We start from the raw sequence: 26,105 nt of genomic DNA on the forward strand, positions 1-26,105 counted from the left end.
GACCTGAAGCTCGCATGCCGGAGCCCGGGCACGTTCGCCCGCTGAGCCGAAGCTCGCGGGGGCGTCGTGAAAGGCGCCTCGCCCGCTGAGCCGAAGCTCGCGGGGCCGTCGTGAAAGGCGCCTCGCCCGCCGAGTCCCCGCGACCGGGAAACGACCGAGGGCGCCTCTCCCAGGAGAGGCGCCCTCGCTCATGTCCGTGCCCGTGGGCTACCGGCCGTTGCCGCCGTTGTTGCCGCCGCGGCCGTTGCCGCCGCCGATCAGGTCCGGCGGGATCGTGATCCCGGGGAACGGGTTGTCGTCCTCGTCCCGGTCACCCGGCTTCTCGTCGTCGCGCGGCTTGCCCTTGTCCTTCTCCTTGTCCTCCGGCTTCTCGCCGCGAGGTACGGAGATCGGCGCGAAGGACGGCGTCTCGGAGGCGGTCAGCGCCCCGGTCATCGCGATCTTCCAGATCGGACCCGGGAGGCAGCCACCGCAGACCTTGTCGTACGTCACTCCGCCGATGACGATGTTGAACATCGACTGCTTCTCGCCGACGTCGTCACCGACCCACACCGCCGTGGACAGGTTCGGGGTGTACCCGACGAACCAGGCGTCCTTGCGGTCGTTCGTCGTACCCGTCTTGCCGGCGTTGTCGCGGTCGCTCAGACCCGCCTTCGTACCGGTGCCGTCCTCGACGACGCCCTTCAGCATCTGGTTGACGGTGTCGGCGGTGCGCTCGCTCATCGCCCGCGAGCACTCCGTCTGAGGCACCTTCAGCTTCTCGCCGTTGGCCGTCTTGATCGACTCGATGGCGACCGGGGTGCAGTACGTGCCACGGTTGGCGAAGGTCGCGTAGACCGCCGCCATGTCGAGCGGGGTGGACTCCTGGCCGCCGAGGGTGATCGAGGGCAGCTCCTGGAGCTTCTTGCCCAGCTCCTTCTCGTACCCCATCTTCTTCGCCATCTCGACCGTCTCGCAGAGCCCGGTCATCTGCTCCAGGTGGGCGAAGTAGGTGTTGATGGACTTGCCGAGCGCGCTCGTCATGTCCCAGGTGCCGGCCTCGGACTTCATCTCGTTCTGCAGGTCCCAGTTGCCGCCGCCGGACGGGCCGCCCGCGCAGGTGGTGTACGAGCCCATCGGCAGCGAGATCTTCCACGGCGTGGAGAAGGACTGCGCCGGGCTCAGCCCCTTCTCCAGGGCCGCCGCGGCCGTGATCGGCTTGAACGTCGAACCGACCTGGAAGCCGTACGTCGTGCCGCCCATCTTCTTGCCGACGGCGAGGTTGAGCGTGGTCTGGTGCTGCTTCTGGTCCAGGCCGTACGGGCGGGACTGGCCCATCGAGAGGATCTTGCCGCTGCCCGGCTGGACCTGGACCACCGAGGCGGCGACCCCGTCGTCCACGTTGATCTTCGCGACGGCCGCCTCGTTGGCCGCCTCCTGTGCGCGCGGGTCGAGCGTGGTCCGGACGGTCAGGCCGCCCAGGTTCCACAGCTTCTGCCGCTCCTCGACCGTCTTGCCGAAGACCGGGTCGTTGAGGATCGTCTTGCGGACGTAGTCGCAGAAGAAGCCGGCGCCGTCGACGGCGGTGATGCAGCCGTTCTTCGGGGCCTTCACCTTCAGCTTGATCGGCGTGGCCTTCGCCCGGTCCGCCTCCGCCTGGCTGATGTCCTTCACGTCGGCCATCCGCTGGAGCACCGTGTTGCGGCGCTTGGTGGCTTCCTGCAGGTCGTTGACCGGGTCGTAGCGGCTCGGCGACTGGACGAGGCCGGCCATCATGGCGGCCTCCTCCAGCTTCAGGTCGGCGGCGGGCTTGGAGAAGTAGCGCTGAGCCGCCGCCTCGATGCCGTACGCCTGCTGACCGAAGAAGGTGATGTTCAGGTAGTTCTCGAGGATCTTCTTCTTCCCCAGCTCCTCCTCGACCTGGATCGCGTACTTCAGTTCGCGGACCTTGCGGCCGATGGTCTGCTGGGTGGCCTGGGCGACCTTCTCGGGGTCGTCACCGGCCTCCTCGACGAAGACGTTCTTCACGTACTGCTGAGTGAGCGTCGACGCGCCCTGCGCCACGCCGCCCGACTGGGCGTTGCGGTTGATCGCGCGCAGCACGCCCTTGAGGTCGATCGCTCCGTGCTCGTAGAAGCGGGAGTCCTCGATCGCGACGATCGCCTTCTGCATGTACGGGGAGATCTTCTCCAGCGGCACGACCTTCCGGTCGCGCGAGTACACGGTGGCGAGGTGGCCGCCCTCGGAGTCGAGGATCGTGGTGCGCTGACTCAGCGGCGGCGTCTTCAGGTTGGACGGGATTTCGTCGAATCCCTCGACCGTGCCCTTGGCCGCCAGTCCGAGTGCTCCGGCCGCGGGCAGGGCGATGCCTGCCAGCACGGCTCCGGAGAGCACACTGACACCGAGGAACTTGGCGGCCTGCTGGGTCCCGGTCAGACCTCCGCCCGAGCGCTTCTTTGCCATGGGGGCAGCCTAATCCGTAGTTACGAGCGTTCCGCAGGAGCATGGGCTTCTCGGAGAGTTCGAGTACCAGACCGTGACATCCAGGTGCCGCCGCCGCGAGCGCGGCCTGAGCTCGTCAGCCGGGAGTGAGGCAGGCTTCGAGAGCGGCCCGCTGCTGCGGGGGAAGGTGGTCGCCCAGGGGCTCCTTGCGGGGGCTGTGATCGCCTTCGCAGAGCCAGCTCTGCTCGTCATCGTCGAACCACCAGTCCGCGGCGCCCCACATGGGGTGCCCCTGAAGCAGGTGTCTGGCCAACGCCTCGCTCTCCTCGGGCGCACCCTGAGCGACCAGAGCCTCGACCACCGCCGTCACGGCTTCCTCCGAAACCGCCGCGTCGCCCAGAACCGGCAGGAGGAGAAGGAGCCGGGCATGGGGGTCGGTGACGCCGACAGCGCCCGCCGGCGCTTCCGCCAGTGCGGCGAGCTCGGGCCAGCACAGCCCCGGTCCGATGCGGTCCTGATCGTCGCTGGCGAGGACGAGATCCTGGTTCCAGTCGGGGTGCGTGAGGAAGTAGTCGAGGGTCGTGAACTCCTCGCCACTGTTGTAGTGCACGACGATCGCGAAGCCGCCGGCCAGCGGCACCGTGAACATGGGCCACGCCGACGGGTCGTGGAGCGCGTCCAGCATGGCGTCCGCGTCGCCCGCGTCCGTGCCGAAGGCCTCCGGAGCGAACCCCTCAGCCAGGTCCGCCAAGTACGCGGGCCAGAAACCCGGCTCATCCAGGAGCGGGTGCCCGTCCACGACGGGCGAAGAGGAGTACCGGTGCCGTGCCATTGCCATACCGGGATTCTCTCCCCTGCCTGGTCAGAACTGTTCGAGGCCCCGGGCTCTCAAAGCCGACTGACTTGACGGCATGGCAACGTGAGGTGTCTACGTTCTCATTCGCCGGACACACGTGTATGCCTTGGCCTAAGCTGCTCTCAACTGTCACAGCAGTGTGGTTCTGCATCAAGACCCGGGCGTGACATCGGCATGAAATCCCTTGAACCCGAAGCTTGGGAAGCCATGCCCGATTCCGCCCCATGCGTCACTCGACGCCCCAAGTGACTCCGTCACGGTCGGGCGAACTGTACCGGTTCGCCGGATACGACACGCATGTCCACCGGTCACTCCCCTGGGTGATCTGCCGCGTACGCATAGTCCGTTCGGGCCATTCAAGATTGGGCCCGAAGGGGGTGTTGCGCTGTGCCCACCTTCCGTAACGTCACCAACTGGCAGCGGTGAATATGCCGCTACCGCCGTGGGGGAGCCTCGATTCGGGAGAGGACGGCGCCGGTATGGGCTGGGTAGCTGACTGGAGTGCGCAGGCGGCCTGCCGCACTACCGATCCGGATGAACTTTTCGTTCAAGGAGCGGCACAGAACAGGGCGAAGGCAGTGTGCACCGGATGTCCGGTGCGGACCGAGTGCCTGGCCGACGCGCTGGACAACCGCGTGGAGTTCGGCGTGTGGGGCGGAATGACGGAGCGCGAGCGCCGTGCCCTGCTGCGCCGGCGGCCGACCGTCACCTCGTGGCGGCGACTGCTCGAGACCGCGCGCACGGAGTACGAGCGGGGAGCGGGCCTGCTGCCCGTGGCGATCGAGGACGACGCGACGTACGAGGCATACGCGGCGGTGGGCTAGCCCCACCGGCTCGCGACGTTCGAGACGTACGAAGGTGTATGACACGTACGCGGCTTATCAAGGCGTATGACACGTTTGAGGCGTACGCGACGTATGAAGGCGTACGGCACGTTCGAGACATACGCGGCGTACGAAGGCGTACGAGGCTTGCGCGGCGGTGGGTGATGCCCCCGCCGACGTTCGCACAGCTCAGGCCGACGGCATCCGTCCGGCCGTGAGTCGATCACCGATGGCCCGCAGCCCTGCGAGATCGTGTACGTCGCCGGGCAGGGCGGCCACTTCGGCCACAGCCACCTCGGGGTGGAGCGCCGTGAAGCGGTCACGCATGCGCTGTTCGCGCGCGAGCACCTGCATCCGCTCGGCATGGAGACGGAGCAGTCCTGCGGTCAGCTGCTGAATGTCGTGCGTGGCGTCGTCGGCTGTGGGGTCAGCCTCGTCGTGCGAAGTGCGTGCGGCGGCGGTGACGGTGGCGGCGCTGGCGGTGTCCGACAGCTCGGGGGGCGTGGCACGGGAGCCACGAACACCAGTCTTCCCGCCCCCCTGATCGACAATGCGCCCCTCGTCAAGATTTTCCGCGGCGGCCCGTGCCCGCTCGGCCGACAGCCGGGCGGCGCCGCTGCCGTGGACGCGATTGAGGACGAGACCGGCCAGCGGCATCTCCTCCGCGGCAAGCCTCTCCACGAAGTACGCGGCCTCGCGCAGAGCGTCCCGCTCCGGCGTGGCCACCACGAGAAAGGCCGTGCCCGGGGCCTGGAGCAGCTTGTACGTCGCGTCCGCCCGGGTCCGGAAGCCGCCGAACATCGTGTCCATCGCGGCCACGAAGGTCTGAACGTCCTTCAGGAACTGCCCTCCCAGCAGCTTCCCCAGCGTCCCCGTCATCATCGACATGCCGACGTTGAGGAACTTCATCCCCGCCCGGCCGCCCATCTTCGCGGGGGCCATCAGCAGCTTGATGAACTTCCCGTCCAGGAAGGACCCGAGCCGCTTCGGCGCGTCCAGGAAGTCCAGCGCCGACCGGGACGGGGGGGTGTCGACGACGATCAGGTCCCACTCGTCGCGGGCCCGCAGCTGCCCCAGCTTCTCCATCGCCATGTACTCCTGCGTGCCGGCGAAACCGGCCGACAGCGACTGGTAGAAGGGGTTCTCCAGGATCGCCCGGGCCCGCTCGGCGTCCGCGTGCGCCTCGACGATCTCGTCGAAGGTCCGCTTCATGTCGAGCATCATGGCGTGCAGTTCTCCGCCGTCGGACCCCTTGATGCCCTCCACCTTGCGCGGGATGTTGTCCAGCGAGTCGATCCCCATCGACTGCGCGAGCCGCCGGGCCGGGTCGATCGTCAGCACGACGACCTTGCGGCCCCGCTCCGCCGCCCGGACACCGAGCGCCGCCGCGGTCGTCGTCTTGCCGACCCCGCCCGCGCCGCAGCAGACGATGATCCGCGTGCCCAGGTCGTCGATGAGCGGATCGAGATGCAGGACGGGGGCGGAGTCGAGCCCGTTCACGGCGGGCACGGAGTCGAGACCGTTCACCGCGGCAGCCTTCTCCGTCACGCGCCCACCCCTTGTTTCCGCAGGTCCTTCGCCAGCCGGTACAGGCCCGCGATGTCCGCCCCGTCCCCGAGGAACGGGAGTTCGTACGTCGGTACGCCGAGCCCGGCGAGCGCCGCACGCTGCTCGCGCTCCAGCTCCACCCGCTGGGCGTGCTCGCCGGCCTGCTCCAGGAGCGGCTCGACCAGCTTCGTACCGCCGGAGATCCCCGCGGCCGCCAGGGTCTTCGCGATCGCGTCCCGGTGGTCGCCGGAGGCGGCCCGCACCGCCGCCTCGTCGAGGACGTGCGGACGGACCATGTTCACGATGATCTCGCCCACCGGAAGGTCGGCCTCGCGCAGCTCCGCGACGCCGTCCGCGGTCTCCTGGACCGGCATCTCCTCCAGCAGCGTCACCAAGTGCACCGCCGTCTCGGGGGACTTGAGCACCCGCATCACGGCCTGCGCCTGATTGTGTATCGGGCCGATCCTGGCCAGCCCCGCCACCTCGTCGTTCACGTTGAGGAAGCGGGTGATCCGGCCGGTCGGCGGCGCGTCCATGACGACGTGGTCGTAGGTGTAGCCGCCGTGCTTCTCGCGCCGGCGGACCGCCTCGCATGCCTTGCCGGTCAGCAGTACGTCCCGTACGCCCGGCGCTATCGTCGTCGCGAAGTCGATCGCGCCGAGCTTCTTCAGGGCCCGGCCCGCGCTGCCCAGTTTGTAGAACATCTGGAGGTAGTCGAGGAGCGCGCGCTCGGCGTCGATGGCCAGCGCGAACACCTCGCCGCCGCCCGGCGCGACGGCGATCTTGCGCTCCTCGTACGGAAGGGCCTCCGTCTCGAAGAGCTGTGCGATGCCCTGTCTGCCTTCGACCTCGACGAGGAGGGTCCGCTTGCCCTCCGTCGCGAGGGCGAGCGCGAGGGCGGCGGCGACCGTCGTCTTACCGGTACCACCCTTGCCGCTGACGACCTGGAGCCTGCTCACGTCTTCGAGCCTAACCACTGGCAGGCCCGCCTAAGCAGGAGGCTACCTGTGGCAGCGGATACAGTCGGCTCCATGACCAAGTGGGAATACGCGACCGTGCCCCTTCTCGTGCACGCGACGAAGCAGATTCTGGACACCTGGGGCGAGGACGGGTGGGAGCTCGTCCAGGTCGTTCCCGGCCCGAACAACCCCGAGCAGCTCGTGGCCTACCTGAAGCGGGAGAAGTCCTGATGAGCGGCGCCGTCGAGGCGAAGCTCGCCGAGCTGGGCCTGACGCTGCCGGAGGTCGTGCCCCCGCTGGCCGCCTACCAGCCGGCCGTGCAGTCGGGCGTGTACGTCTACACCTCGGGCCAGCTCCCGATCGTGGAGGGCAAGCTCCAGATGGCCGGCAAGGTCGGCGGCGAGGTCACCGCCGAGGAGGCCAAGAAGCTCGCGGCCACCTGCGCGCTGAACGCGCTCGCTGCCGTGAAGTCCGTCGCCGGTGACCTGGACCGGATCAAGCGGGTCGTGAAGGTCGTCGGCTTCGTCGCCTCGGCCTCCGACTTCACCGGTCAGCCCGGCGTGATCAACGGCGCCAGCGAGCTGCTCGGCGCCGTCCTCGGCGACAAGGGCGTGCACGCGCGCAGCGCGGTGGGTGTCGCGGTGCTGCCGCTGGACGCTCCGGTCGAGGTCGAGGTCCAGGTGGAGCTCGTCCAGGCCTGACCGCGCGCACGTTCGTCAAGAGCCGGTTCTCCCGCCCAGGGGGAATCGGCTCTCGTGCGTACGGGTAGTTGCGCATACCATCCGGCCATGTCGAATGGTCAGTGGTACCCACCGGAATGGCCCGACCGCATCCGTGCCCTGGCGGCGGGCGAGCTCACGCCCGCGGCCCCCAGGCGGGCGGCGACCGTCCTGCTGCTGCGCGACGCCACCGAGGGGCCGCACGTCCACATGCTGCGGCGGCGCACCTCCATGGCCTTCGCGGGCGGTGCGTACGCGTATCCCGGCGGCGGTGTCGATCCGCGTGACGAGCACCCGGTGCGCTGGGCCGGACCCTCCTTGGAGAGCTGGGCGGAGCGACTCGGCGTCACGGGTACGCAGGAGGCGCAGGCGATCGTCTGCGCGGCCGTGCGCGAGACCTTCGAGGAGGCGGGCGTGCTGCTCGCCGGCGGGACCGCCGACTCCGTCGTCGACGACACGACGGGGGAGGACTGGGAGAAGGACCGGGAGGCGCTGGTCGCCCGCGAGCTGTCGTTCGCGGACTTCCTCGACCGGCGCGGGCTGGTGCTGCGCTCGGACCTGCTCGGCGCGTGGGCGCGGTGGATCACGCCGGAGTTCGAGTCTCGGCGGTACGACACCTGGTTCTTCGCGGCCGTGCTTCCGGCCGGCCAGCGCACCCGTGACGTCTCGACCGAGGCGGACCGCACGGTCTGGATCCGCCCGGCCGATGCCGCGGCCGGCTACGACCGGGGCGAGCTGACGATGATGCCTCCGACGATCTCGACCCTGCGGGGCCTCGAACGCTTCGGTACGGCCGCCGAGGCGCTGGCCGCGGCCCAGGACCAGGACCTGACTCCCGTACTGGCGCAGGCGCGGCTGGAAGGCGACGAGCTGATCCTGAGCTGGCCGGGCCACGACGAGTTCACCAAGCACGTCCCGATGAGCGGGCGTCCGGGCGCGGCGCCCGGACCGGCCGCGGGCACCGGCGAGGGTGCGGCTCCGGACGCGACGTCCGGAGCGGACGCGGGCACGGGCGAGGGTGCGGACGCGACGCCCGGACCGGACGCGGACGCGGGTGCGGCTCCGGACGCAACTCCGGGCGGTACGCCCGGACCGGACGCCGGCGCTCCGCGTGAAGGAGGTGCGCGATGAGTGATGCCGCCGCGCTGCCCGGGCAGCCCCGGGGCGGGGTCCTCTCCGGCCCCGCGACCGCCCGAGCCGTCAACGTCCTCGCGCCGAATCCGTCCGCGATGACGCTCGACGGCACCAACACCTGGATCGTCTCCGAGCCCGACTCCGACCTCGCCGTCGTCGTCGACCCGGGACCGCTCGACGACGGCCACCTGACGCATGTGATCGAGACCACGACGAAGCTCGGCAAGCGGGTCGCGCTCACCCTGCTGACGCACGGTCACCCCGACCACGCCGAGGGCGCGGGCAGGTTCGCCGAGCTGACGGGGACGCATGTACGGGCCCTGGACCCGGCTCTGCGACTGGGCGACGAGGGGCTGACCGCCGGCGACGTCATCACCGTCGGCGGTCTGGAGATGCGGGTCGTGCCGACGCCCGGCCACACCGCGGACTCGCTCTCGTTCCATCTCCCCGCCGACCGGGCCGTCCTGACGGGCGACACGATCCTCGGGCGGGGCACGACGATCGTCGCCCACCCCGACGGGCGGCTCGGCGACTATCTCGACTCGCTGCGCCGGCTGCGCTCGCTCACGGTCGACGACGGGGTCCACACGGTGCTGCCGGGTCACGGGCCGGTCCTGGAGGACGCGCAGGGCGCGGTGGAGTTCTACCTCGCGCACCGAGCCAACCGGCTCGCCCAGGTGGAGACGGCGGTCGAGAGCGGCCACCGGACCCCCTCGGAGGTCGTCGCCCATGTGTACGCGGACGTGGACCGCTCGCTCTGGCCGGCAGCGGAGCTGTCCGTACGGGCTCAGCTGGAGTACCTGCGGGAGCACGGCCTGATCTGACCCCCACCCTCGAGGGTTCGCGGTTCGTGTCTTACGCTCCGCTTACTTCGCCTACAGCCGACCGTAGTCCTCGGGGGGAACACTCATGTTCGTCATAGCCATCCTGCTGCTCATCGCGGCAGTGGTGCTCTTCTTCGTCGCCCGCTCCAACGACTCGAAGGGGCTGAAGCTCGGCGCGCTCGGCGCCGTCATCGCGGGTGCCTTCTCGCTGATCGCCAGCATGACGTACGTGGTCAGCGCGTACGAGGTCGGCGTCCCGGTCGCGTTCGGCAAGGTGGGCGAGCCGATGACCTCGGGCATGCACGTCAAGTCGCCGTTCACCGACGTCACGACCTTCTCCACCCGCCCCGTCGACCTCAACCTCTCCGACCGTGACGTGGTCGAGGTCCGCTCTTCGCAGGGTGGCGTGATGGAGGTGGAGGTGACCGTGAAGTGGGCGGTCACGCCGGCCAAGTCGGTCGAGCTGTACCGGCTCGCCGGCAGCGAGGAGTCCATCCAGCAGCGCCTGGTCTACCCGGACAGCCGGGAGATCGTCCGCAACGTCTTCGCCCGCTACACGAGCGAGCAGGGCTACGCCACGGACCGCGAGAAGATCAACGCCGAGATCGGCACCCTCATCAAGGAGCGGCTGGCCCCGCGCGGGATCGACGTCACGGCCGTCAACCTGCGCAACGTGAAGCCCTCGAAGGCCCTTCAGGACCAGATCGACCGCAAGATCCAGCAGCAGCAGGCGACCGAGCGCGCCACGGAGGCCGCCCGCACGGCGAAGGCCGAGGCCGACCGGCGCCGTATCGAGGCCGAGGGCATCGCCCGCGCCAACAAGATCCTCAACGAGTCGCTGACCGACAAGGTCCTGATGAACCAGTGCATCGACGCGTACAAGGAGGCCGCGGCGAAGAACCCGGTGTACGCGGTTCCGTGCGGCGCCGCGGGCGGCAACCCGCTGATCGTCGACGGCACGAAGCGGTAGTCACCCCTGGCACGCGAGAAGGCCGCCCGGTCCACGACCGGGCGGCCTTCCTCGTACGTACGGAACCGCTTACCGCGAACGCTTCGCGAGGCGCTCCACGTCCAGCAGGATCACGGCGCGGGCCTCCAGGCGCAGCCAGCCGCGCTGGGCGAAGTCCGCCAGGGCCTTGTTGACCGTCTCGCGGGAGGCGCCGACCAGCTGGGCCAGTTCCTCCTGGGTGAGGTCGTGGACGACGTGGATGCCCTCCTCGGACTGCACGCCGAAGCGGCGCGACAGGTCGAGGAGCGCGCGGGCGACACGGCCCGGCACGTCGGAGAAGACCAGGTCGGACATCTGGTCGTTGGTCTTGCGCAGTCGGCGGGCGACCGCGCGCAGCAGGGCGGTGGCCACCTCGGGGCGGGCGTTCAGCCAGGGCTGGAGGTCGCCGTGGCCGAGGCCCAGCAGCTTGACCTCGGTCAGCGCGGTCGCCGTGGCGGTGCGCGGGCCGGGGTCGAAGAGGGACAGCTCGCCGATCAGCTCGCCGGGGCCGAGGACCGCCAGCATGTTCTCCCGGCCGTCGGGCGAGGTGCGGTGGAGCTTCACCTTGCCCTCGGTCACCACGTACAGGCGGTCGCCGGGGTCGCCCTCGTGGAAGAGCGCGTCGCCACGGGCGAGCGTCGCTTCACTCATCGAGGCGCGCAGCTCCGCGGCCTGCTCGTCATCGAGCGCCGCAAAGAGCGGGGCGCGCCGCAGAACGTCGTCCACGAGTTCTCTCCTATGTCGACCTGCTCAGGGGACCTTGATCCCATGATGCCGGACGCACAAAACAGTGCGATCAATCACAACAAGTTTGACGTACCGAACCACCCCTCCGTACGTCAGGGCCCCGATTGGGTCGTGATCGGTCGTGCCCAGGGCGGATGTCGGTGGTGGCCCTTAGGCTGGCCGAGTGTCCAACTCGCCGGTGAGAGCGCAGGCCAAGGGGGCTGGAAGAGTGTCCGCCAAGGGTAATTCCGCTGTGGGCGAACAGGGTACGTCGAAACGGGCGAATGCGACAAAACGCCCGACGAAGGCGCCCTCCAAGGCCGCTTCGAAGACGGCGAAGCCCGCGGAGAAGGCCGCCGCGAAGACGACGAAAGCCGCCGCGAAGACGACGAAAGCCGCCGCGAGAGCCGCGAAAGCGGAATCCCGGCTCGGCATGGTCCGTCGGGCCCGGAAGATCAACCGGGAGCTGGCCGAGGTCTTCCCGTACGCCCACCCCGAGCTGGACTTCCGGAACCCCTTCGAGCTGCTCGTCGCCACGGTCCTCTCCGCCCAGACCACCGACCTGCGGGTCAACCAGACCACCCCCGCGCTCTTCGCGGCGTACCCGACCCCCGAGGACCTGGCCGCCGCCGTCCCCGAGGAGGTCGAGGAGCTGATCCGGCCCACCGGCTTCTTCCGCGCCAAGACCAAGTCGATCATGGGTCTCGCCGCGGCGCTCCGGGACGACTTCGGGGGCGAGGTCCCCGGCCGCCTCGACGACCTGGTGAAACTGCCCGGAGTGGGCCGTAAGACCGCCTTCGTCGTCCTCGGCAACGCCTTCGGCGTGCCGGGCATCACCGTCGACACCCACTTCATGCGTCTCGCCCGCCGCTGGAAGTGGACCGAGAGCGACGACCCGGTCAAGATCGAGGCCGAGATCGCCGAGATCTTCCCGAAGAGCGAGTGGACCATGCTCTCGCACCGGGTGATCTTCCACGGCCGCCGGATCTGCCACGCCCGCAAGCCCGCCTGCGGCGCCTGCCCGATCGCCCCGCTCTGCCCGGCGTACGGAGAGGGCGAGACCGACCCGGAGAAGGCGCGGAAGCTCCTGAAGTACGAGAAGGGCGGCTTCCCCGGCCAGCGCCTCAACCCGCCCCCGGACTATCCGGGCCGCCCGGCCGCACCCGCCCCCGGCGTCGCCCCGGGAGCCGAGTGAGCCCAGCGGGCGGAGGGGTCCGAGCGGAGCCCGGGGCTCCGAAGGATCCGATCCATGAGGGAACGAACCCACACACCGATCGCGTTGTGAACCACGGGGGTGCCTATGACGCGCACTGAAGAGACCGAAGCACACACCGGGGAGACGACCCACGGCGTCGGGACCGGCGGTCTGCTCAGCCGGGACGGCCTGCCGGACTGGCTCGCCCCCGTCGACCGCGCCGCGCGTGGCGTCGAGCCGGAGCAGCTCAGCCGCTTCCTGCCGCCCGCCAGCGGCGCCGGCCGCCAGTCCGCGGTCCTCATCCTCTTCGGCGAGGGCGAGCGCGGCCCCGAGCTTCTGCTCATGGAGCGCTCGGGCTCCCTGCGCTCGCATGCCGGCCAGCCCTCCTTCCCCGGTGGCGCCCTCGACCCCGAGGACGGCGCCCCGGCCGACGGCGGCCTCCTGCGGGCAGCGCTGCGCGAGGCCGAGGAGGAGACCGGACTCGACCCCTCCGGCGTCCAGCTCTTCGGCGTGCTGCCCCAGCTCTACATCCCGGTCAGCGGCTTCGTCGTCACCCCCGTGCTCGGCTGGTGGCGCACCCCCACCCCGGTCGGGGTGGTCGACCCCGCCGAGACCGCCCGGGTCTTCACCGTCCCCGTGGCGGATCTCACGGACCCCGCGAACCGCGCGACGACCGTCCATCCCAGCGGCCACGAGGGCCCCGGGTTCCTTGTCGCATCCGCCCTGGTCTGGGGTTTTACCGCCGGAGTGATCGACCGGCTGCTCCACTACGCGGGCTGGGAGAGGCCGTGGGACCGGGCCAAGAAGGTCCCGCTCGACTGGCGCTCATGACAGGCTGACCTCCGGGCCGGGGCGACCGAAGACGAATCTGCGAGGCTATTGACGGTGAACGTGCTGGACATCCTGCTGCTGCTCGCCGCCGTGTGGTTCGCGATCATCGGCTACCGCCAGGGCTTCGTGGTCGGCGTCCTGTCGGTCATCGGCTTCCTCGGCGGCGGCCTCGTCGCCGTTCTGCTGCTCCCGGTCGTCTGGGACTGGCTGACGAACAAGTCCGAGGTCTCCACCACGGCGACGGTCGTCTTCGTGATCGTGGTGATCGTCTGCGCCTCGGTCGGCCAGGCCTTCACGACCCACCTCGGGAACAAGCTGCGCCGGCACATCACCTGGTCACCGGCGCGCGCCCTGGACGCCACCGGCGGCGCGCTGGTCAACGTCGTCGCGATGCTCCTGGTCGCCTGGCTGCTCGGCTCCATCATCGGCCAGACCTCGATGCCCACGGTGGGCAAGGAGGTGCGCGACTCCAAGGTGCTCCTCGGAGTCGAGCGGGTGATCCCCCATCAGGTGTCCAGCTGGTTCACGAACTTCACCTCCACCCTCGCCCAGAACGGCTTCCCGCAGGTCTTCAGCCCGTTCGCCAACGAGCCCATCACGGAGGTCCGGCCCCCGGACCCGGCGCTCGCCGGCAGCCCGGTCGCGGCCCGCGCCCAGCGCTCCATCGTCAAGGTCGTCGGTACGGCGCCGAGCTGCGGCAAGGTCCTGGAGGGCACCGGCTTCGTCTTCTCCGACCGCCGCGTGATGACCAACGCCCATGTCGTCGGAGGCGTCGACGAGCCCACGGTCCAGATCGGCGGCGAGGGCAAGCTGTACGACGCGAAGGTCGTCCTCTACGACTGGGCGCGCGACATCGCCGTACTGGACGTGCCGGATCTCGACGCCGAGCCCCTGCAGTTCACCGACTCGGACGCCCGCAGCGGCGACAACGCGATCGTCGCGGGCTTCCCCGAGAACGGCTCGTACGACGTGCGCTCGGCGCGCGTCCGGGGCCGTATCAGCGCCAAGGGCCCGGACATCTACCACCGCGGCGAGGTCCGCAGGGATGTCTACTCCCTGTACGCGACGGTCCGCCAGGGCAACTCCGGAGGCCCGCTCCTCACCGCCGACGGCAAGGTGTCCGGCGTGATCTTCGCCCGTTCCCTCGACGACGCGAACACCGGCTACGCACTGACGGTCGACGAGATCCAGGACGACATCGTCCAGGGCCGTGCGGCCAACCAGCAGGTGGACAGCCAGGGGTGCGCGCTGTAGCCGAACGGGCGATCGCGGTCAGTCCCGGGTATGCCTGAGCCTCGCCGAGACCCAGCGGGCCCGGCGGCGCAGGATGCGCGGGATCCCCATCCCCTGCACGGGATGCGAGCGTCCCTGCTCCTGCGGGCCACCCCTTTCGCGGGAGCTCGACCCAGCGGTCGAGCGGCGGTTGCGTGCTGTGTCACCGTAGTCGTGCGTCCAGCCCATACCCCGACGTCTGCCCGTGGCCCAAGGTCGGTAACCGCCCAGGGGCCCGCCAATTGGAGTATGTCTCGGGCACATGGCCGTTCGTAGAACGGGAGTCCGGTCAGCGATCGGGCTCGGGGTCCTTGAGCCAGTTGATGAGCTCCGTGGAGAACGCCACCGGGTCCTCCTCGTGCGGGAAGTGCCCCAGGCCGTCGAAGAGTCGCCAGCGGTAGGGCGCCTCCACGTACTCGCCGGAGCCCGCCGCGCTGCGCGTGCGCATCGCCGGGTCCATCGAGCCGTGAAGGTGCAGGGTGGGTACCCGCACCGGGCGCTTCATACGCCGGTTGAACTGGATTCCGTCCGGCCGTGCCAGGGACCGCACCATCCACCGGTACGGCTCGATCGAGCAGTGCGCGGTCGACGGGATGCACATCGCCCGCCGGTACACCGCGATCGCGTCCTCGTCCGGCAGCCCGGGGCCCGACCAGTCCTCGATCAGCTTCCCCACCAGGGCCCCCTCGTCCGCGACGAGCTGACGCTCCGGCAGCCACGGGCGCTGGAAGCCCCATACGTACGAACCGGCCCGCGACTGCGAGAGGTCGGAGAGCATCGCCGAGCGCCAGCGGCGCGGGTGCGGCATCGAGGAGACCGCGAGTCGGCGGACCAGCTTCGGCCGCATGACGGCCGCGGTCCAGGCGAGATAGCCGCCCAGGTCGTGGCCGACCAGCGCCGCGTCCGGCTCGCCGAGGGAGCGGATGACGCCGGTGATGTCGAGGGCCAGGTTGGCGGGGTCGTAACCCCGGGGCGTACGGTCGCTGCCGCCCACGCCCCGCAGGTCCATCGCCACGGCCCGGAAGCCCGCGTCGGCGAGAGCAGGCAGCTGATGGCGCCAGGTCCACCAGAACTGCGGGAAGCCGTGCAGCAGCAGCACGAGCGGCCCGTCGCCCATCTCGGCGATGTGGAAGCGCGCGCCATTGGCGGCCACGTCGCGATGGGTCCAGGGGCCGTCGATCCGTACGGGACTGCCGTTGCCGCTGCCGTTGCTGCTCTCAGGGACGGTCATGCAGACGAGCGTCCCACAGCCGCGGCCTTGTCCTGGACCGCGCCCGGCAGCGCCGCCCGAACGGGGCGGGGGTGCGGCTTGGCGTTCTGCAGCACCGAGGCGGTCTGCTTGGCCGAGGCGATGGACTTCTCCGGCGGCTTGACCTTCTTGAACTTGGCGTAGGCGAGCAGCCCGAGCAGCCCCGCCAGCAGCACGTTCGCCGCGAAGGAGAGCAGGAAGCACCAGGCCAGGTTCCAGCCGCCCTCGCCGTTGTGGCCGCCGGTCCAGGTGTTGATGCCGTAGGCGAGCGCGAAGCTCAGCATCGGCAGCGAGAACAGGAGCACGGTCGCCGCGGCCACGCCGGCCGCGCCACCGATGGCGCCGCGCTTGACGTCCTGCCGGATCTCCGCCTTGGCCAGGGCGATCTCGTCGTGCACCAGCGCGGACATCTCGGCGGTCGCCGAGGCGACCAGCTGACCGAGGCTGCGCTCGGTTCCGTTGACCGGGTCGCTCATCGCTGCTCCCTCTTCTCTTCTAAGGTCCGACCTCAGATCATGCCGGACTGTCGCCGCCATCGCGCGATGCCCCCGCCAGTTGGGCGCGCTTGCGATGCTCCGCGGCCTTCTTCTCGTAGATCTCGGCCATGCGGAGGTGGTACTCCGGGTTGTCCTGCTCGTACACGTCGGGGATGCCGTCCTCGTCCTCGTCGCGCTCCTCGTCCGCCAGCAGGGCCTGATACGTCCGTACCCGCAGCTTGAGCAGGACCGTCGCGAGCACGGCCGCTATCCCCGAGCCGATCAGGACGGCCGTCTTGACCTCGCCGGTCAGGGCCGCGTCGCCCTCGAAGGCCAGCTCGGCGATGAGCAGCGAGACGGTGAAGCCGATGCCGGCGAGCGAGGCGACGGCGAAGACGTCACCCCAGGCCAGGTCCTTGTTGAGCTCCGCCCTGGTGAAGCGGGCGGCCAGCCAGGTGCCGCCGAAGATGCCGATCGTCTTGCCGACGACCAGGCCGAGCACGACACCGAGGGTGACCGGCTGGGTGAAGACCGCGCCGATCGCCCCGCCGGTGACGCTGACACCGGCCGAGAACAGCGCGAAGAGGGGAACGGCGATCCCGGCGGAGAGCGGCCGGACCAGGTGCTCGATGTGCTCGCCGGGCGAGTGCTCCTCGCCCTCGCGCCTGGTGCAGCGCAGCATCAGGCCCATCGCGACGCCCGCGATGGTGGCGTGGACGCCGCTGTTGTACATCAGGCCCCAGATCACCAGGGCGAGCGGGACGTAGACGTACCAGCCGCGGACGCCCTTGCGCAGGAGCAGCCAGAAGACGGCGAGGCCGACGACGGCGCCGCCGAGCGCGGCGAAGTTCAGGTCGCTGGTGAAGAAGACCGCGATGATCAGGATCGCCAACAGGTCGTCGACGACGGCGAGCGTGAGCAGGAACGCCCGGAGCGCGGAGGGCAGCGAGGTGCCGATGACGGCGAGGACCGCGAGCGCGAAGGCGATGTCCGTCGCGGTCGGCACGGCCCAGCCGTCCATCGAGCCGCCGCCGATGGCATTGGTCAGGGCGTAGACGAGCGCGGGCACGGCCATGCCGCAGATGGCGGCGATCACCGGGAGCGCGGCGGCCTTGGGGTCGCGCAGCTCGCCGGCGACGAGCTCGCGCTTGAGCTCGATGCCTGCGACGAAGAAGAAGATCGCGAGGAGGCCGTCGGCCGCCCAGTGCTGGATGGAGAGGTCGAGCCCGAGGGCGGCGGGGCCTATGTGGAAGTCCCGTACGGTCGCGTAGCTGTCGCTGAGGGGCGTGTTCGCCCAGACGAGTGCGACGACGGCGGCCACCAGCAGGAGCACGCCACCGACGGTCTCGGCGCGCAGGGCGTCGGCGACGAACTGTCGCTCGGGCAGTGACAGGCGTCCGAGGAAGGTCCGGCGGGTGGGGGTGGGCGCGGGCACGGTGGGCAACCTCCGGTCGGTTTGGGCAGGGCGAAGCACATGCCGACCAGACTTCCCGGCGCACCTAGGTATTTCTGTCGCGTCTCTGACGCGATCTTTACTTTACCTAACAAGCTGGGAATGTGTCCGGTGATCGTCACTTTAGGTGGATATGAACAAAGGCGCCCACCCCAGATGACCTGGAGTGGGCGCCCGAACGAGCCGTGAGGCGTCAGTCCTCGCTGGATGCCGCCGGCAGCTTCGTCTGGATGAGGTCCATGACGGACGAGTCCGTCAGCGTCGTGACGTCTCCCAGCTCCCGGTTCTCCGCCACGTCCCGCAGCAGCCGCCGCATGATCTTCCCGGACCGCGTCTTCGGCAGCTCCGCCACCGGCAGCACGCGCTTCGGCTTCGCGATCGGGCCGAGCGTCGTGCCGACGTGGTTGCGCAGCTCCGCGACGAGCCCCTCGTCCTCGCTGGCCGTGCCCCGCAGGATCACGAAGGCGACGATCGCCTGGCCGGTCGTCTCGTCGGCCGCGCCGACCACCGCCGCCTCGGCGACGGCCGGGTGCGAGACGAGGGCGGACTCGACCTCGGTGGTGGAGATGTTGTGGCCGGAGACGAGCATGACGTCGTCGACCCGGCCGAGCAGCCAGATGTCGCCGTCCTCGTCCTTCTTCGCGCCGTCGCCGGCGAAGTACTTGCCCTCGAAGCGCGACCAGTACGTGTCGAGGAAGCGCTGGTCGTCCCCCCAGATGGTGCGCAGCATCGACGGCCACGGCTCGGTCAGGACCAGGTAGCCGCCGCCTCCGTTCGGCACCTCGTTCGCCTCGTCGTCGACGACGGTGGCGGAGATGCCCGGGAGCGGGCGCTGGGCCGAGCCCGGCTTGGTCTCGGTGACGCCCGGGAGCGGCGAGATCATCATCGCGCCGGTCTCGGTCTGCCACCAGGTGTCCACGATCGGGGTCTTGCCGGCGCCGATGTGCTCGCGGTACCAGATCCACGCCTCGGGGTTGATCGGCTCGCCGACCGAGCCGAGGACGCGCAGCGACGACAGGTCGAACTTCGCGGGGATGTCGTCGCCCCACTTCATGAACGTACGGATCGCGGTCGGCGCCGTGTAGAGGATGGTGACGCCGTACTTCTGGACGATCTCCCAGAACCGGCCCTGGTGCGGGGTGTCCGGGGTGCCCTCGTACATGACCTGCGTCGCGCCGTTGGCCAGCGGTCCGTAGGTGATGTACGAGTGGCCCGTCACCCAGCCGATGTCGGCGGTGCACCAGTAGACGTCGGTCTCCGGCTTGAGGTCGAAGACGGCGTGGTGGGTGTAGGCCGCCTGCGTGAGGTAGCCGCCGGAGGTGTGCAGGATGCCCTTGGGCTTCCCCGTCGTACCGGAGGTGTAGAGGATGAAGAGCGGGTGCTCGGCCTCGAACGCCTCGGGGGTGTGCTCGGCGGACTGGCGGGCGACGATGTCGTCCCACCACACGTCCCGGCCCTCGGTCCACGCCACGTCCTGGCCCGTGCGGCGTACGACGAGGACCTTGCTCACCCGGTCGACGCGGCCGAGGGCCTCGTCGACGGCGGGCTTGAGGGCGCTGGGCTTGCCACGGCGGTAGCCGCCGTCGGCGGTGATCACCAGCTTGGCGTCGGCGTCCTCGATGCGGGTGGCGATGGCGTCGGCGGAGAAGCCGCCGAAGACCACGGAGTGCGCGGCGCCGATGCGGGCGCAGGCCAGCATCGAGACGACGGCCTCGGGGATCATCGGGAGGTAGATCGCCACCCGGTCGCCCTTGGTGACGCCCAGCTCGGTCAGGGCGTTGGCGGCCCGGGAGACCTCGTCCTTGAGCTCGGCGTAGGTGATGGCGCGGCTGTCGCCCGGCTCCCCCTCGAAGTGGATGGCGACCCGGTCGCCGTTCCCGGCCTCGACGTGCCGGTCGACGCAGTTGTACGCCACGTTGAGGCTGCCGTCGGCGAACCACTTGGCGAACGGCGGGTTCGACCAGTCGAGGGTCTCGGTCGGCTCGGTGGCCCAGGTGAGCCGCTTCGCCTGCTCGGCCCAGAAGCCAAGCCTGTCCGCCGCGGCCTGCTCGTACGCCTCCGCCGTCACGTTGGCGTGCGCGGCCAGCTCGGCCGGCGGCGCGAACCTCCGCTCTTCCTTGAGCAGGTTGGCCAGGCTTTCGTTGCTCACGACATCTCCCTTTCCCAGGGCGTCCCATGTGCCTATGTATCCCGTGTCATAGCTCATCAGTCAGATGCCCGGGTGACAAGAGTCTCCAGGAAATTGGTTTAGACCTATGAGTGACGGGCGTGCGGTGGCCCCTCCCTCCCGAGCGGTGGGAAGAAGGGGCCACACACTCTCACGGACGCCCGGACGGGAAGGTTCAGGACGCGCGGGCTTCCGCCCGCTCCGCGATCATGGTCGGCGGGACCCGGTCGAAGACGTCGTCGTAGCGATGCTGCTCGTCCGGCCCGTCCAGCAGATACGCCTGGGCCTCACCCACGTGGAAGTACATCCCGTGCAGCGTGAGCGTCCCGTCGGCGAGCCGCCGCGCCACCGCGTCGTACGCCCGCAGATGCTCCAACTGCTGGACCACATTGGTCAGACAGAGCTGCTCGACCGCGTCCGCCGGCAGCCTCCCGGAGATCCGCGCCCAGGCGTGTCTGCGACTCGCCATCCGCTCCAGACTGGGCAGTCCGTGCCGCAGCCAGCGCCGCAACGGGGTCGGCGGGTCGTCCGGCGTGCTGCCGAGCAGGGCCTGCATCGCGCCGCAGCCGGAGTGCCCGCAGACGGTGATCGACTGCACCCGCAGGACTTCCACCGCGTACTCGATCGCCGCCGCCACCGAGTCGTCCCCGTGCTCCTCACCGGGCAGCGGAACGAGATTGCCCACGTTCCGTACGGTGAAGAGGTCACCGGGGCCGCTGGAGGTGATCATGCTGGTCACGAGGCGGGAGTCGGCGCAGGTGAGGAAGAGCTGGGAAGGGCTCTGGCCCTCGCGCGCGAGGCGCGCCAGCTCGTCGCGCACCAGCGGCGCCGTGTTGCGCTGGAACTTTCCGATGCCGCTCGCCAGCTGATGCCCGGTCGCGCGGCGCGTCTCGTCGGCCGGCGGGTGCTGGCCGCAGTGGTGGTTGCGCCAGGGCGTCCAGGGGCGGCAGCAGGCGTGGGACTCGGAGGTCGGTTCGGTGATCCGGGCGCCGGAGGGGCCGGTGATCTCCACCGCGCCGCCGTGCCGCACATAGCCCGACTGCCAGTCGTGCAACGTCTCGTACGCGGCGTGGTCCATGAAGGACCCGTCCAGTTCGACGACCACTCGGCCTCCCGGGGGTAGTTGGTGCAGGGCCCGGCTCAGCCGGGGTACGGCGAGGAAGGTCAACTGTCCGCGGACGCGGACCAGGTGGCGGCCGGCGTGCTCCTCACGGGTGATGCGGGTCTTGGCGAGGCGGTGCATCGCCACCGCGACGGCCACCGCGATCCCGAGCGCGACGCCCTCCAGGATGCCGATGAGCACGACACCGCTCAGCGTCACCGCGTACACGAGGACCTCGCGGTGCCGGGTGACACTGCGGATGTGGGTGATGCTCACCATCTGGAAGCCGACCACCATCACGAGCGCGGCGAGCGCGGCCAGCGGAATCAGGTCGAGTGCGGGGACGAGGAACAGCGCGGCCAGCACGATCCACAGGCCGTGCAGCATCGTGGAGTTCCGGCTCACCGCGCCCGCGGAGACATTGGCGACGCTGCGCACCGCGACGCCCGCCACCGGAAGCCCGCCGAGCGCGCCGGAGACGACGTTGGCCGCTCCCTGGCCCGCCAGTTCCCGGTCGAGACGGGAGCGGGGCACGCTGAACCCGTGGTCGGCGCGGGCGGCCACCAGCTTGTCGACGGCGACTGCGGACAGCAGCGACTGCACGCTGGTGACCAGCGTGATGGTGAGGACGCCGGCCGCGATGCCGAGAACCGGTCCCTCCGGCAGCCCGGGCAGGGCGTGGCTGCTCCAGGAGGGCAGGTCGACGCGGGGGACGGCGAGCCCGGCGAGCGCCGCAAGGGCCGTCGCCGCGGCCACGGCGACGAGGGCCCCCGGGATCCTCCGTACGAACCGGCCGGCGCGCCCGGGCAGCCGGGGCCAGAGCAGCAGGACGGCGACCGTCAGGGCGCTGATGAGCAGTGCGGTCGGATGGAGCTCGGCCAACTGGGCGGGCAGCCCGAGGACGTTGTCCACGGCGGAGCTCTGCGGGGTGCCGCCGAGGACGATGTGGAGTTGGGCGAGCGCGATGGTCACACCGATGCCGGCGAGCATCCCGTGCACGATCGCGGGGGAGACCGCGAGGGCGGAGCGGGCCACTCGCAGGGCGGCGAGGCCGAGTTGGGCGAGTCCCGCGAGGACGGTGATGGCGCAGGTGGTGCGCCAGCCGTACCGCTGGATCAGCTCGGCGGTGACGACCGTGAGGCCCGCGGCGGGGCCGCTGACCTGGAGCGGCGCCCCGCCGATCCGGCCGGCGACGATGCCGCCGACGGCGGCCGCCACGAGGCCGGCCTGGAGCGGAGCTCCGGTGGCGAGCGCGATGCCGAGGGAGAGCGGCAGCGCGATCAGGAAGACGGAGATCGATGCGGACACGTCGGCGCCCGCGATACGGAAGCGGCGCCCGCCGGGGGGCGGGCTGTGCGGCCGATGGGTGGGCGTACGTCGGATGGGTGTGAGCACGGTCATTGGTTCCCGTCTCCTCCGGGGCGGCGCGGTCGCGGCTCGTGCGGGACGAACGTGGGGTCGCGGCCGTGGGTCACGGCGTGCAGCGGCGGGATTCCGAGCGCGGATCCTCATCACGAGTATCAACACTCAGTAAACGGATCGTAATGCAGAGTAAAGACTGCGGCACTATTTTCGGGGCAAACGGGGCAATGATTCACCGGTTCCGGTGATTAGTCATCAGAGTTCAGCTTGTCGTTTCATCTTTCCGGCGGTCGTGGTGCGACGTTGACGCCGCTCGCATCGAACCCGAGGAGAGGTGGGCGGATGACAGCCGCCGGGAGAAGGACCACTGCCCGCACCAGGACGCTCGCCGTCGGCGCTCTCGCCGCCGCACTGATCACCGGACTCGCCGGCTGCTCGGACTCGGGCAAGCCGACTTCGAGTCAGGGCGCGCCGGGCGCCAAGGAGCGCCCCGCCGCGGCCCCGCAGAACGCGGTGCGCATGATCGGCGACGGCTCCACCGCCTTCACCGGCACCCAGCCGAACCAGCCGGTCTGGAAGAAGCTGAAGCAGGGCGAACAGCCCCCGCAGTTCGTGGTCTTCTCGTGGGACGGCGCGGGCGAGGACAGCCAGAAGCTCTTCTCCCACTTCCGCGAGGTGGGCAAGAAGTACGACGCGACGATGACGTACTTCCTCAGCGGCGTCTATCTGCTGCCCGAGGAGAAGCGCAAGCTCTACGACCCGCCGCAGCACAACGCCGGCAGCTCGGAGATCGGCTTCAACGACACCGAGGGCATCCGCGCCACGGTCCGCGAGCTGCGCGGGGCCTGGCAGGAGGGCAACGAGGTCGGCACGCACTTCAACGGCCACTTCTGCGGGCCGGAGAGCGGTGTCGGCAACTGGTCGGTCGAGGACTGGAAGAGCGAGATCCGCCAGGCCAAGTCCTTCGTGAAGAACTGGAAGACGAACGCCGGCCTGACCGCCGAGCAGCCGCTCCCCTTCGACTACGACAAGGAGCTGGTCGGCGCCCGCACCCCGTGCCTGGAGGGCCGCGAGAACTTCGTCAAGGCCGCGTCCGAGCTGGGCTTCCGCTACGACACCAGCGGCGTCAACGACCAGATCTGGCCCGAGAAGGACCACGGCCTGTGGGACCTGTCGATGCACCTGGTCCCGATGCCCGGCCGCGCGTTCCAGACGCTCTCCATGGACTACAACTTCATGGTCAACCAGTCGGGCACCAAGACCCAGGGCGACCCGGCCATGCACGAGTACTGGGGCGACCAGATGCGTGACGGCCTCGTGCAGGCCTTCAACCGCTCGTACCACGGCAACCGGGCTCCCGTGATCATCGGCAACCACTTCGAGTCCTGGAACGGCGGCACGTACATGCGCGCCGTCGAGGAGACCATCGCCACGGTCTGCGTCCAGAAGGACGTGAAGTGCGTGTCCTTCCGTCAGCTCGCGGACTGGCTGGACGCCCAGGACCCGGCGGTGATCGCGAAGATGCGGACCCTGAAGGTCGGCGAGGCCCCGAAGGGCGGCTGGGAGACCTTCCTGGCCTCCCGCCCCCTGACGTCGTCCTCACCGGCACTCAAGCAGCCCGAACGCCCCTGACGGTACTGATGGCGCCTCAGCTGGGCTGGGGTACGAGCAGTGCCTCGGCCTCAGCTGGGCTGGGGTACGGGCAGCGTCTCGGCCTCAGCTGGGCTGGGGTACGGCGTGTCGTTCGTCGAGTACGAAGCCGGGGTCGACCTGCGCCGCCAGGTCGGCCCCGGCTCCTCCTCTGTCCGCACTCCTCGCGACACTCGGCGCCGGGGCGCCTCGCAGGCTTCGGAGTGCCGCGCCGGCCTCCGGCCGTCGGTCGTGGGCGCGGTCAGCTGGGCTGGGGTACGGCGTGTCGTTCGTCGAGTACGAACCCGGGGTCGACCTGCGCCGCCAGGTCGGCCCCGGTCTTCGCGTTGCCCCAGCTCTCCGCGTTGCGGAGGTGGAAGTGGACCATCTGGCGCGTGTAGCGCTCCCAGTCGCGGTGGGCGTACGAGTCGTCCGCCGCGTTCTGGAGGGCCTGGAGCGCCATCCGGTTGTCCGCCTCCAGGAGTTCGAAGCGGGACGGGCGGCCCTTCTCCATCCCCCGGACCCAGTCCGAGTGGCCGACCGTCACCAGCAGGTCGTCCCCCACCTCGGCGCGCAGGAAGTCCACGTCGTCCCGCCCCTGCACCTTGTTGCCGACGACCTTGAGCGCGACGCCGAAGTCCCGTGCGTACTCCTTGTACTGGCGGTAGACCGAGACGCCCTTGCGGGTCGGCTCGGCGACCAGGAACGTCATGTCGAAGCGGGTGAACATCCCCGAGGCGAAGGAGTCCGAGCCGGCCGTCATGTCGACGACGACGTACTCGTCCTCCCCGTCGACCAGGTGGTTCAGGCACAGTTCCACCGCGCCGACCTTGGAGTGGTAGCAGGACACCCCGAGATCCGACTCGGTGAACGGCCCCGTCGCCATCAGCCGGATGTCGCCGTCGTCGAGTCGCACGGTCCGGGCGCACGCCTCGTACACCGGGTTGTCCTCGCGGACCCGCAGCAGCCGCGAGCCCTCCCCGGGCGGGGTCGTCTTGATCATCGTGTCGGCGGAGGCGATCCGCGGGTTGGAGCCCCGCAGGTATTCCTTGATCAGCGGCAGGTGCGCGCCCATCGCGGGCAGCGCCGCCGTCTCGGTCTCGTCGAGACCCAGTGCGGCCCCGAGATGCTGGTTGATGTCGGCGTCCACCGCTACGACGGGGGCTTCATTGGCGGCGAGGTGGCGGATGAAGAGCGAGGACAGCGTGGTCTTCCCGCTGCCGCCCTTCCCTACGAAAGCGATCTTCATGTTCACCTAGCGTAGTGCCATGATCGCGGCGTGTGGTCAAGGTGCGTGAAGAAGACCACTCCAACGTGGGGCGGCGGCCGCGGGCGCGTAGCCTCCCTACTTATGAGTACGCACGCCTCTGACCCCCTGGCCGCCCTCGGTTCCCTGCCGGGCGTCGCCGATTCGGTGGACTCCGTACGCAAGGCCGTCGACCGGGTCTACGGGCACCGCGTGATGCGGCGCCGCAGCAACGAGATCACCTCCGAGGCGGCCCTGCGCGGTGCGCGGGGGTCGGCGGCGCTCTCCGGCGCCGACTGGGCGCTGGAGGAAGTCCGCCGGCGGACCGACTTCGGCGGGGACGCCGAGGCGCGGACCGTGGGCGCGGCCCTGCGGCTGGGCGCCGAAGCCGGTCAGCTGCTCTCCATCTGGCGTCAGTCGCCGCTGCGGGTGCTGGCCCGGCTGCATCTGGTCGCGGTGGGCGACACCGCCGACTTCGGGGACTCCGTCGGCAGGCCCCGGCAGGCCGGTGAGGCGGTCGACGAGCCGTTGATCGAGGCGCCGCTGCCGGACCCGGCCGAGGTCGCCGGCCGGCTCGACGGACTCTCGGAGCTGATCATCGCGGGCGGTACGGCCCCGGCGCTGGTGACGGCCGCCGTGGTGCACGGCGAACTGCTGGCGCTGCGGCCCTTCACCTCGTACAACGGGCTGATCGCGCGGGCCGCCGAGCGGATCGTGCTGATCGGCAGCGGGCTCGACCCGAAGTCCATCTGCCCGGCCGAGGTGGGGCATGCCGAGCAGGGGCGCGCCGCGTACGTGGCGGCGTTCGACGGGTATCTCTCCGGGACTCCGGAGGGCATGGCCGCCTGGATCGCCCACTGCGGGCGGGCCGTGGAGCTGGGCGTCCGGGAGTCGACGGCGGTGTGTGAGGCGCTCCAGCGCGGCGCCGCGTAGTCCGTACGGCGCGAGGGTCTCTCGGAGACCCTCCATGATCTCGTAGGGGCTCGGGAATCTGCCCTGAACAGGGTTGCGGCGGGGCCCGCCCCGGGGGCCCCCCCGGGCCCCCCGCCCCGGGTACACAGCAGCCCCCCACGGGGCCCCCCAACCGGGGACCGGGACCCGCCCCGCGGGCGCGGGGCCCCGCA

Annotated in this window: 23 protein-coding genes; 11 read left to right on the forward strand and 12 right to left on the reverse strand. The window is 70.3% G+C overall.

What is annotated here, in order from left to right; translation table 11 throughout:
- Positions 1–207 precede the first annotated feature (207 nt).
- Positions 208–2,442, reverse strand: a complete 2,235-nt coding sequence (locus ACFVZW_RS15805; protein ID WP_384521356.1) for a transglycosylase domain-containing protein — start codon at positions 2,440–2,442, stop codon at positions 208–210.
- A gap of 115 nt (positions 2,443–2,557) precedes the next feature.
- On the reverse strand, positions 2,558–3,259 hold the full coding sequence (locus tag ACFVZW_RS15810) for a hypothetical protein (RefSeq protein WP_384521358.1): 702 nt from the start codon (positions 3,257–3,259) through the stop codon (positions 2,558–2,560).
- A 497-nt stretch (positions 3,260–3,756) separates the two neighbouring features.
- Between ACFVZW_RS15810 and ACFVZW_RS15815 the strand changes: the two genes are divergently transcribed.
- Entirely contained in the window at positions 3,757–4,101 is a 345-nt protein-coding gene (locus ACFVZW_RS15815) for a WhiB family transcriptional regulator (RefSeq protein WP_015034550.1), read from the forward strand.
- 189 nt (positions 4,102–4,290) lie between these two features.
- On the opposite strand, the gene ACFVZW_RS15820 is transcribed toward ACFVZW_RS15815, so the two are convergent.
- A complete protein-coding gene (locus ACFVZW_RS15820; RefSeq protein WP_384521461.1) occupies positions 4,291–5,628 on the reverse strand; it encodes an ArsA family ATPase in 1,338 nt (445 codons plus the stop codon).
- Positions 5,629–5,645: 17 nt separating this feature from the next.
- The gene (locus tag ACFVZW_RS15825) at positions 5,646–6,608 is read right to left on the reverse strand and encodes an ArsA family ATPase (RefSeq protein WP_384521361.1); all 963 of its coding nucleotides are present in this window, start codon (positions 6,606–6,608) and stop codon (positions 5,646–5,648) included.
- Between the two features lie 72 nt (positions 6,609–6,680).
- Between ACFVZW_RS15825 and ACFVZW_RS15830 the strand changes: the two genes are divergently transcribed.
- The 5 genes from ACFVZW_RS15830 to ACFVZW_RS15850 all read left to right on the forward strand — a co-directional run bounded on the left by ACFVZW_RS15830 (position 6,681) and on the right by ACFVZW_RS15850 (position 10,255).
- On the forward strand, positions 6,681–6,839 hold the full coding sequence (locus tag ACFVZW_RS15830) for a DUF4177 domain-containing protein (protein ID WP_017947820.1): 159 nt from the start codon (positions 6,681–6,683) through the stop codon (positions 6,837–6,839).
- The gene (locus tag ACFVZW_RS15835; RefSeq protein ID WP_384521364.1) at positions 6,839–7,309 is read left to right on the forward strand and encodes a RidA family protein; all 471 of its coding nucleotides are present in this window, start codon (positions 6,839–6,841) and stop codon (positions 7,307–7,309) included. The genes ACFVZW_RS15830 and ACFVZW_RS15835 overlap by 1 nt, the downstream gene beginning before the upstream one ends.
- An 87-nt stretch (positions 7,310–7,396) precedes the next feature.
- Complete coding sequence (locus tag ACFVZW_RS15840; RefSeq protein ID WP_384521367.1) at positions 7,397–8,458, forward strand: NUDIX hydrolase; 1,062 nt, start codon at positions 7,397–7,399, stop codon at positions 8,456–8,458.
- A complete protein-coding gene (locus tag ACFVZW_RS15845) occupies positions 8,455–9,285 on the forward strand; it encodes an MBL fold metallo-hydrolase (protein ID WP_384521369.1) in 831 nt (276 codons plus the stop codon). The genes ACFVZW_RS15840 and ACFVZW_RS15845 overlap by 4 nt, the downstream gene beginning before the upstream one ends.
- Positions 9,286–9,370: 85 nt before the next feature.
- Positions 9,371–10,255 (forward strand): prohibitin family protein, encoded by an 885-nt coding sequence (locus ACFVZW_RS15850; RefSeq protein ID WP_384521372.1) that lies wholly within the window; start codon positions 9,371–9,373, stop codon positions 10,253–10,255.
- Between the two features lie 69 nt (positions 10,256–10,324).
- Here ACFVZW_RS15850 and ACFVZW_RS15855 read toward each other — a convergent pair whose 3' ends face one another.
- Complete coding sequence (locus tag ACFVZW_RS15855; protein ID WP_015034542.1) at positions 10,325–10,999, reverse strand: Crp/Fnr family transcriptional regulator; 675 nt, start codon at positions 10,997–10,999, stop codon at positions 10,325–10,327.
- A gap of 253 nt (positions 11,000–11,252) precedes the next feature.
- Between ACFVZW_RS15855 and nth the strand changes: the two genes are divergently transcribed.
- The 3 genes from nth (at position 11,253) to ACFVZW_RS15870 (ending at position 14,279) form a co-directional block, all read left to right on the forward strand.
- Positions 11,253–12,194 (forward strand): endonuclease III, encoded by a 942-nt coding sequence (gene nth / locus ACFVZW_RS15860; RefSeq protein ID WP_384521464.1) that lies wholly within the window; start codon positions 11,253–11,255, stop codon positions 12,192–12,194.
- Between the two features lie 105 nt (positions 12,195–12,299).
- Positions 12,300–13,025 carry an NUDIX hydrolase gene (locus ACFVZW_RS15865; RefSeq protein WP_384521375.1) on the forward strand — a complete coding sequence of 242 codons (726 nt, stop codon included), beginning with the start codon at positions 12,300–12,302 and terminating at the stop codon, positions 13,023–13,025.
- A gap of 54 nt (positions 13,026–13,079) precedes the next feature.
- A complete protein-coding gene (locus ACFVZW_RS15870; protein WP_384521378.1) occupies positions 13,080–14,279 on the forward strand; it encodes a MarP family serine protease in 1,200 nt (399 codons plus the stop codon).
- A gap of 18 nt (positions 14,280–14,297) precedes the next feature.
- Here ACFVZW_RS15870 and ACFVZW_RS15875 read toward each other — a convergent pair whose 3' ends face one another.
- The 6 genes from ACFVZW_RS15875 to ACFVZW_RS15900 all read right to left on the reverse strand — a co-directional run bounded on the left by ACFVZW_RS15875 (position 14,298) and on the right by ACFVZW_RS15900 (position 22,145).
- A complete protein-coding gene (locus tag ACFVZW_RS15875) occupies positions 14,298–14,486 on the reverse strand; it encodes a hypothetical protein (RefSeq protein ID WP_329118948.1) in 189 nt (62 codons plus the stop codon).
- A gap of 100 nt (positions 14,487–14,586) precedes the next feature.
- Positions 14,587–15,528 (reverse strand): alpha/beta fold hydrolase, encoded by a 942-nt coding sequence (locus ACFVZW_RS15880; RefSeq protein ID WP_384521381.1) that lies wholly within the window; start codon positions 15,526–15,528, stop codon positions 14,587–14,589.
- The gene (locus tag ACFVZW_RS15885; RefSeq protein ID WP_384521383.1) at positions 15,525–16,022 is read right to left on the reverse strand and encodes a phage holin family protein; all 498 of its coding nucleotides are present in this window, start codon (positions 16,020–16,022) and stop codon (positions 15,525–15,527) included. The genes ACFVZW_RS15880 and ACFVZW_RS15885 overlap by 4 nt, the downstream gene beginning before the upstream one ends.
- Positions 16,023–16,059: 37 nt before the next feature.
- On the reverse strand, positions 16,060–17,457 hold the full coding sequence (gene nhaA, locus ACFVZW_RS15890) for a Na+/H+ antiporter NhaA (protein WP_384521386.1): 1,398 nt from the start codon (positions 17,455–17,457) through the stop codon (positions 16,060–16,062).
- A gap of 211 nt (positions 17,458–17,668) precedes the next feature.
- Positions 17,669–19,681, reverse strand: coding sequence for an acetate--CoA ligase (gene acs / locus ACFVZW_RS15895; protein ID WP_384521387.1), 2,013 nt, complete (start codon positions 19,679–19,681; stop codon positions 17,669–17,671).
- Between the two features lie 136 nt (positions 19,682–19,817).
- Positions 19,818–22,145, reverse strand: coding sequence for a SulP family inorganic anion transporter (locus tag ACFVZW_RS15900; RefSeq protein WP_384521390.1), 2,328 nt, complete (start codon positions 22,143–22,145; stop codon positions 19,818–19,820).
- A gap of 303 nt (positions 22,146–22,448) precedes the next feature.
- Here ACFVZW_RS15900 and ACFVZW_RS15905 point away from each other — a divergent pair, with 303 nt between their 5' ends.
- Positions 22,449–23,738: a hypothetical protein gene (locus ACFVZW_RS15905; RefSeq protein ID WP_384521392.1), complete on the forward strand. Its 1,290-nt coding sequence runs from the start codon at positions 22,449–22,451 to the stop codon at positions 23,736–23,738.
- A gap of 259 nt (positions 23,739–23,997) precedes the next feature.
- On the opposite strand, the gene ACFVZW_RS15910 is transcribed toward ACFVZW_RS15905, so the two are convergent.
- Complete coding sequence (locus ACFVZW_RS15910; protein WP_384521395.1) at positions 23,998–24,984, reverse strand: ATP-binding protein; 987 nt, start codon at positions 24,982–24,984, stop codon at positions 23,998–24,000.
- Between the two features lie 102 nt (positions 24,985–25,086).
- Here ACFVZW_RS15910 and ACFVZW_RS15915 point away from each other — a divergent pair, with 102 nt between their 5' ends.
- Positions 25,087–25,914, forward strand: a complete 828-nt coding sequence (locus ACFVZW_RS15915) for an oxidoreductase (RefSeq protein ID WP_376431250.1) — start codon at positions 25,087–25,089, stop codon at positions 25,912–25,914.
- Positions 25,915–26,105 lie beyond the last annotated feature (191 nt).

This window comes from Streptomyces sp. NPDC059567 (assembly GCF_042735655.1).
In the GTDB taxonomy this organism is placed as follows: domain Bacteria; phylum Actinomycetota; class Actinomycetes; order Streptomycetales; family Streptomycetaceae; genus Streptomyces.

Excerpts from the sequence above, each read along its gene's own strand:
- ACFVZW_RS15805 (WP_384521356.1), bottom strand. The coding sequence starts at position 2,442 with ATGGCAAAGAAGCGCTCGGGCGGAGGTCTGACCGGGACCCAGCAGGCC.
- ACFVZW_RS15810 (WP_384521358.1), bottom strand. The coding sequence starts at position 3,259 with ATGGCAATGGCACGGCACCGGTACTCCTCTTCGCCCGTCGTGGACGGG.
- ACFVZW_RS15815 (WP_015034550.1), top strand. The coding sequence starts at position 3,757 with ATGGGCTGGGTAGCTGACTGGAGTGCGCAGGCGGCCTGCCGCACTACC.
- ACFVZW_RS15830 (WP_017947820.1), top strand. The coding sequence starts at position 6,681 with ATGACCAAGTGGGAATACGCGACCGTGCCCCTTCTCGTGCACGCGACG.
- ACFVZW_RS15835 (WP_384521364.1), top strand. The coding sequence starts at position 6,839 with ATGAGCGGCGCCGTCGAGGCGAAGCTCGCCGAGCTGGGCCTGACGCTG.
- ACFVZW_RS15840 (WP_384521367.1), top strand. The coding sequence starts at position 7,397 with ATGTCGAATGGTCAGTGGTACCCACCGGAATGGCCCGACCGCATCCGT.
- ACFVZW_RS15845 (WP_384521369.1), top strand. The coding sequence starts at position 8,455 with ATGAGTGATGCCGCCGCGCTGCCCGGGCAGCCCCGGGGCGGGGTCCTC.
- ACFVZW_RS15850 (WP_384521372.1), top strand. The coding sequence starts at position 9,371 with ATGTTCGTCATAGCCATCCTGCTGCTCATCGCGGCAGTGGTGCTCTTC.
- ACFVZW_RS15865 (WP_384521375.1), top strand. The coding sequence starts at position 12,300 with ATGACGCGCACTGAAGAGACCGAAGCACACACCGGGGAGACGACCCAC.
- ACFVZW_RS15875 (WP_329118948.1), bottom strand. The coding sequence starts at position 14,486 with ATGGGCTGGACGCACGACTACGGTGACACAGCACGCAACCGCCGCTCG.
- ACFVZW_RS15880 (WP_384521381.1), bottom strand. The coding sequence starts at position 15,528 with ATGACCGTCCCTGAGAGCAGCAACGGCAGCGGCAACGGCAGTCCCGTA.
- ACFVZW_RS15885 (WP_384521383.1), bottom strand. The coding sequence starts at position 16,022 with ATGAGCGACCCGGTCAACGGAACCGAGCGCAGCCTCGGTCAGCTGGTC.
- acs (WP_384521387.1), bottom strand. The coding sequence starts at position 19,681 with ATGAGCTATGACACGGGATACATAGGCACATGGGACGCCCTGGGAAAG.
- ACFVZW_RS15900 (WP_384521390.1), bottom strand. The coding sequence starts at position 22,145 with ATGACCGTGCTCACACCCATCCGACGTACGCCCACCCATCGGCCGCAC.
- ACFVZW_RS15905 (WP_384521392.1), top strand. The coding sequence starts at position 22,449 with ATGACAGCCGCCGGGAGAAGGACCACTGCCCGCACCAGGACGCTCGCC.
- ACFVZW_RS15910 (WP_384521395.1), bottom strand. The coding sequence starts at position 24,984 with ATGAAGATCGCTTTCGTAGGGAAGGGCGGCAGCGGGAAGACCACGCTG.
- ACFVZW_RS15915 (WP_376431250.1), top strand. The coding sequence starts at position 25,087 with ATGAGTACGCACGCCTCTGACCCCCTGGCCGCCCTCGGTTCCCTGCCG.